This window comes from Acetatifactor sp. (genome assembly GCF_982438285.1).
Map to the genome: position 1 here is coordinate 1 of NZ_CEWDFQ010000230.1, position 4,923 is coordinate 4,923.

A 4,923-nucleotide genomic window follows, 5' to 3' on the forward strand; every position below is an offset into this window, starting at 1 on the left:
TCACTCTTCTTTGTGATCTTATCAATCTCATCAATATAAATGATGCCAAACTGGGCGCGGTCCACGTCATAGTCCGCAGCCTGAATGAGCTTTAACAGGATGTTTTCCACATCCTCGCCCACATAGCCGGCCTCGGTAAGAGTGGTGGCGTCCGCAATGGCAAAGGGCACATTGATAATCTTTGCCAGGGTCTGGGCAAGATAAGTTTTGCCGGAACCTGTGGGCCCTATCATAATAATATTGCTTTTCTGCAGCTCCACATCATCCATATCCTTGGGCGCCGTCACTCTTTTGTAGTGGTTGTACACCGCCACCGACAAAACCTTTTTTGCCTCCTCCTGGCCAATCACATAATCGTCCAGAAAATGCTTGATCTCCTTCGGCTTCAAAAGATTGATCTCGGGATTTTGAACCTCTTCTACTTCTTCATCCTCCAGCTCCTCCTCCAGAATATCGGCGCAGATATCCACGCACTCATCACAGATATACACCCCCGCAGGTCCTGCAATCAGCTTGCGCACCTGGCTCTGAGTCTTGTTGCAGAAGGAACATCTTACATCATTACCGGAATTTTTACCTGCCATTAATTTACTCCTGTTTCCTCACTTTTACTTTCCGCGTTCTTATTTGGTTTCCTGTACGTCATGGGATACGATCACCTTATCAATCAATCCGTACTCGCAGGCCTCCTGTGCGCTCTTCCAGTTATCACGCTCAGTGTCTGCACAGATCGTCTCATAATCTCTCCCTGTGTTTTCTGACAGTATGCGGTTGAGCTTTTCCTTTGTTTTCAGAATATGCTTTGCCGCAATCTCGATCTCCGTGGCCTGGCCCTGGGTTCCTCCCAGCGGCTGGTGTATCATGATCTCAGCGTTGGGAAGAGCAAAGCGCTTTCCCTTTGCGCCCCCTGCCAGCAGAAAGGCCCCCATGCTGGCCGCCATGCCGATACACACCGTGGACACATCGCATTTGATATAGCGCATGGTATCGTAGATAGCCATGCCCGCCGTAACGCTGCCCCCGGGGCTGTTGATATACAGATGAATATCCTTCTCCGGATCCTCCGCCTCCAAAAACAGCAGCTGTGCCACCACAATGCTGGCCGTCGTCTCATTTACCTCTTCACCCAAAAATATAATTCTGTCCTTTAAAAGCCTTGAATAGATATCATAAGATCTTTCACCTTTGCTTGTCTGTTCAATGACATAAGGTATTAAAGCCATCTCAAATCCTCCAATCTATCAATCATAAAATCCACATCAGTTCTATCATATCCCACTCAATTTCCTTTTTCAATGAGAAAACGCTGATTTAATAAAAACTTAACATACATACGGTTGTACCCGGGAATTTCCCGGGTACAACCGTATGTCTCTCTCCCCATCGTCCTTCTGTGCGGGCTTAAGCTTCCTCTTTGGCCTCTTCCTCCGCCTTTTGGGCCTTTGTCTTGGAAGCCTTTGTCTCCTTGGCATTTTCCACCACGAAGTCTACCGCCTTTTTGATGCAGATATCTTCCTTTACCTGCTTTTTGCCGTTTTCGCCAAGCAGTTCCTTTACCTTTTCAGGCTCCAGCTGATAAGCCTCGCCCATTACCTTTACCTCTTCCTCAAATTCTTCCTCGGAAGCCTCAATCTTTTCAGCAGCGGCAACTGCCTCCATAACAAGGCGGGACTGGATTCTCTTAAGGGCCTGGGGCTTTACCTGCTCCAGCATTTTATCTGCAGTCAGACCGGTAAACTGCATATACTGATCCATGGAAAGACCCTGGGACTGGATTCTCTGGGCAAATTCATCCACCATCTGTCTCTGCTGTGTCTCCAGCATAGCATCAGGAATCTCCATCTGCGCTTCCGCAATGACAGCGTCTATCACAGCATCCTCCTTGGCGCTCTTTGCCTCAGCCGCCTTCTTGTCTCCCAGTTTCTTTTTCACATCCTCCCTGTACTCTGCCATGGTGTCAAATTCAGACACCTCGCTTGCAAACTCATCGTCGAGCTCAGGAAGCTCCTTTTCCTTGATCTCCTTAACGGTACACTTGAACACAGCGGGCTTTCCTGCAAGCTCGCTTGCCTGATAATCCTCAGGGAAGGTCACGTTCACCTCAACCTCTTCGCCGATCTGTGCGCCGATCAGTCCCTCCTCAAAACCAGGAATAAAAGCGCCGGAGCCAATGGTCAGAGGGTAGTTTTCTCCTTTTCCGCCCTCAAAGGCAACGCCGTCCACAAAGCCTTCAAAGTCAATCACCGTCATATCCTTGTCCTGTACCGGCCTGTCCTCCACGGTAATGGTCCTTGCATTGCGCTCTCTCTCTCTGCCGATTTCTGCTTCCACTTCCTCATCGGTTACTTCCACGTCCATCTTATCCACCTTCACGCCCTTATATTTTCCAAGGGTCACCTCCGGCTTCAAGGCCACCTCCGCCGTAAAGACAAAGGGCTTTCCAGCCTCGATCTGGGTCACTTCAATCTTTGGAGAAGAAACAATACTCTCCTCACACTCCTCCAGCGCACTGTCATACGCCTGGGGAATCAGGACATTGGCGGCATCCTCATAAAATACCTCCCTGCCGTACACCTGCTCAATCATCCTGCGGGGCGCCTTGCCCTTGCGGAAGCCCGGGATGCTGATCCTGTTCTTATTTTTTCTGTAAGCCTCATCCAGCGCCTTTTCCAATTCCTCCGCAGACACCTCGATGGTCAGCTTTGCCATGTTCTTCTCTAACTTTTCTACCTGTAAACTCATTATATATTTCCTCCTTCAACCGCCCTGTGCCGGGTATCTATTCATTCTTTCATCTAAAAATCAGCACATAATTACAGTCATTTTAGAATTATAGCATAGGAGCCGCAAAAACACAAACATTTTTACGAAGATTTTTAGTACGGATTTTTAGCGTTGCAGAATCACCGTTTTCCATAGAGACATTTTGTGCTCACGCCGGGAAGCATTCCAAGCTTTCCCGCCAGGGCGCTGACCACGCTTTGGGGGGCGTCCATCACCACGCTGATAATATTCACATTTTTTTCCCGGTAAGGGATTCCCATTCTGCCTATGATGTAGCTTCCATATTCATGGAGCAGGGCATTGATCCTGGAAACAGAGCCTGTGTCCTCCACCATAATTCCCACAAGCGTCACTCTGCTCTCCCGCATATCCTTTTGTTTTTCTTCCACAGACGTCCTTCCTCTCTCCATTTTACCTCTCATTTTGCCGCACAGGCAGCTTTGTATTCAAAGCCTGAAAATTTTATTTTCAAGCCGGTCCCTCAGATATGGGTTGCCATCACAAGCAGTCTCCCTTTTCTTCTTCTCTCCACATATTCCCTTGCCCGCTTTCTGGTCTGCGCGTCCATGCCCGTAAAGGGCTCGTCCAAAAGCAGAATCTGGGAATCCGCCTCCAGAGCCCTCACCAGCGCTGCACGGCGCTTCATACCCCCGCTCAGCTCCTTGCAGGGCTTATGAAGCGCTTCCTCCTCCAAAAGCTCTCTTAGAGCTCTTTTGGCACGCTCTCTGTCCCCCGTAACCAGCTCCACATTCTTAACCGCACTGTAGTCCTCACAGAGCCTATCCTCCTGAAACACCATGCTGCAGTTCCCCTGACGCAGGATGCTGCCCTCATCCGGCTGTTCCAATCCGCACAGCAGGCGAAGCAGTGTGGTCTTGCCGCTGCCCGAAGGGCTTTGGAGCAGAACCTGCTCTCCCGGTTCATAGCTGGCGGAAAGATTTTTTATCACGGACAACTCCCCGTAGGACTTGGATACCCCGCTTAAAAGGATCCGTCCCTCTGCGCCGGACTCTTTTTTTAAGGCAGGCCTTCTGCAGGAGGGCTCCCACCTAAAAAATAAGGAAAGCAGAGAAAGAACCGCCCTCTCAAATACTACGCTCAGCAGAATCACCACAGCCGTCCAGGCAAAAACTCCCGCCGTGTCCAGATTGATTTTTGACAGATACAGCCTTTCTCCGATGGAAAAATCCGGTATCCCGATCACCTCTGCCGCCACGCCGGATTTCCAGCTCATGCCCAGGGATATCTTCATTGCGCCGTACTCAAAGGGCTTCAGCGCAGGCCGGTAAATATAAAAAAACCGATTCCAAAAAGGCAGTCCGAACACCCTCCCCATTTCTAAAAGCTTCTGATCCGCTGCCCTAAGCCCCTCCAGGGTCTGAACATACAGATTCGGAAACACCACTAAGAAGCTGACAGCCGCCGCCAGCGCAGAGGAGCCCCACCAGATCAGCAAAATCACCGCAAAGGAGGCCACAGGTATGGCTTTTAGGAGCGTCATAACCGGAGAAAGCACCGCCTCAAGCAGCCTGCTTTTATAGCTTGCTCCCGCCAGGAAAAGCCCAAGCGCCGTCCCCAGGAAAAATCCTCCTGAAATACGAAGCAGGGAAGCGCCCACGCTGCACCAGAAATCCGCCCTCGGCAGCAGCTCCCACAGCCGCCAGAGGGCCTGGGTGGGCGTGACCAGAAGAATGGGATTGTCCACCCACAAAGCCAGTCCGTGCCACACAGCCAGCCAAAATATGACGATTAAAATTTTGCGCCTCATAATCTCACTGTCCTATATAATAGAAATCCTCTCCCGGGAGCGCTCCTCCCACGGATTCCGGGGACTGCCCATAAAGCACCTCAAGATATCCGGAAAGAGCCTGCTTCATGGCTTCTCCTGTGATGCAGGTTATATTACACCGGGGAATTGCCTTCTGTGCAATGGCCTCCTCAGCTACAATCCCCTGGGAGACCGCGAGAGAAGCCCCTGTCTCCACATCCTCATTGATCTGCGCCGCACTCTGACTGTGCTCTTCCAGGAAGGAGCGCACCGCTCCTTCCTGCTCCTCCAAAAATTCCTTCCGTACAACTGTGACTCCGGTAACCAGACTGCTGCCGTCCTCTCCCTGTACCTTGTTCCATTCCTCATTG

5 protein-coding genes and 1 pseudogene are annotated in these 4,923 nt (G+C 50.7%); all 6 read right to left on the bottom strand.

Translation table 11 applies throughout. The features are described 5' to 3' along the window. A partial coding sequence (locus AC1WIP_RS11135; RefSeq protein WP_481141892.1) for a ClpX C4-type zinc finger protein occupies positions 1-584 on the bottom strand: 584 nt, incomplete at its 3' end. Between the two features lie 39 nt (positions 585-623). Further along, entirely contained in the window at positions 624-1,223 is a 600-nt protein-coding gene (gene clpP / locus AC1WIP_RS11140; protein WP_481141893.1) for an ATP-dependent Clp endopeptidase proteolytic subunit ClpP, read from the bottom strand. Positions 1,224-1,401: 178 nt separating this feature from the next. Then, positions 1,402-2,742, bottom strand: a complete 1,341-nt coding sequence (gene tig / locus AC1WIP_RS11145; protein ID WP_481141894.1) for a trigger factor — start codon at positions 2,740-2,742, stop codon at positions 1,402-1,404. A 161-nt stretch (positions 2,743-2,903) separates the two neighbouring features. Continuing rightward, complete coding sequence (locus AC1WIP_RS11150) at positions 2,904-3,152, bottom strand: TM1266 family iron-only hydrogenase system putative regulator (RefSeq protein WP_481141896.1); 249 nt, start codon at positions 3,150-3,152, stop codon at positions 2,904-2,906. 113 nt (positions 3,153-3,265) lie between these two features. Further along, on the bottom strand, positions 3,266-4,552 hold the full coding sequence (locus AC1WIP_RS11155) for an ATP-binding cassette domain-containing protein (RefSeq protein ID WP_481141895.1): 1,287 nt from the start codon (positions 4,550-4,552) through the stop codon (positions 3,266-3,268). A gap of 4 nt (positions 4,553-4,556) precedes the next feature. Continuing rightward, positions 4,557-4,923 (bottom strand): annotated as a pseudogene (locus AC1WIP_RS11160) (ABC transporter substrate-binding protein); the annotation flags it as partial.

What these genes read in the sequence shown, in the direction of transcription:
- clpP (WP_481141893.1), bottom strand. Translation starts at nt 1,223, where the DNA reads ATGGCTTTAATACCTTATGTCATTGAACAGACAAGCAAAGGTGAAAGA.
- tig (WP_481141894.1), bottom strand. Translation starts at nt 2,742, where the DNA reads ATGAGTTTACAGGTAGAAAAGTTAGAGAAGAACATGGCAAAGCTGACC.
- AC1WIP_RS11150 (WP_481141896.1), bottom strand. Translation starts at nt 3,152, where the DNA reads ATGCGGGAGAGCAGAGTGACGCTTGTGGGAATTATGGTGGAGGACACA.
- AC1WIP_RS11155 (WP_481141895.1), bottom strand. Translation starts at nt 4,552, where the DNA reads ATGAGGCGCAAAATTTTAATCGTCATATTTTGGCTGGCTGTGTGGCAC.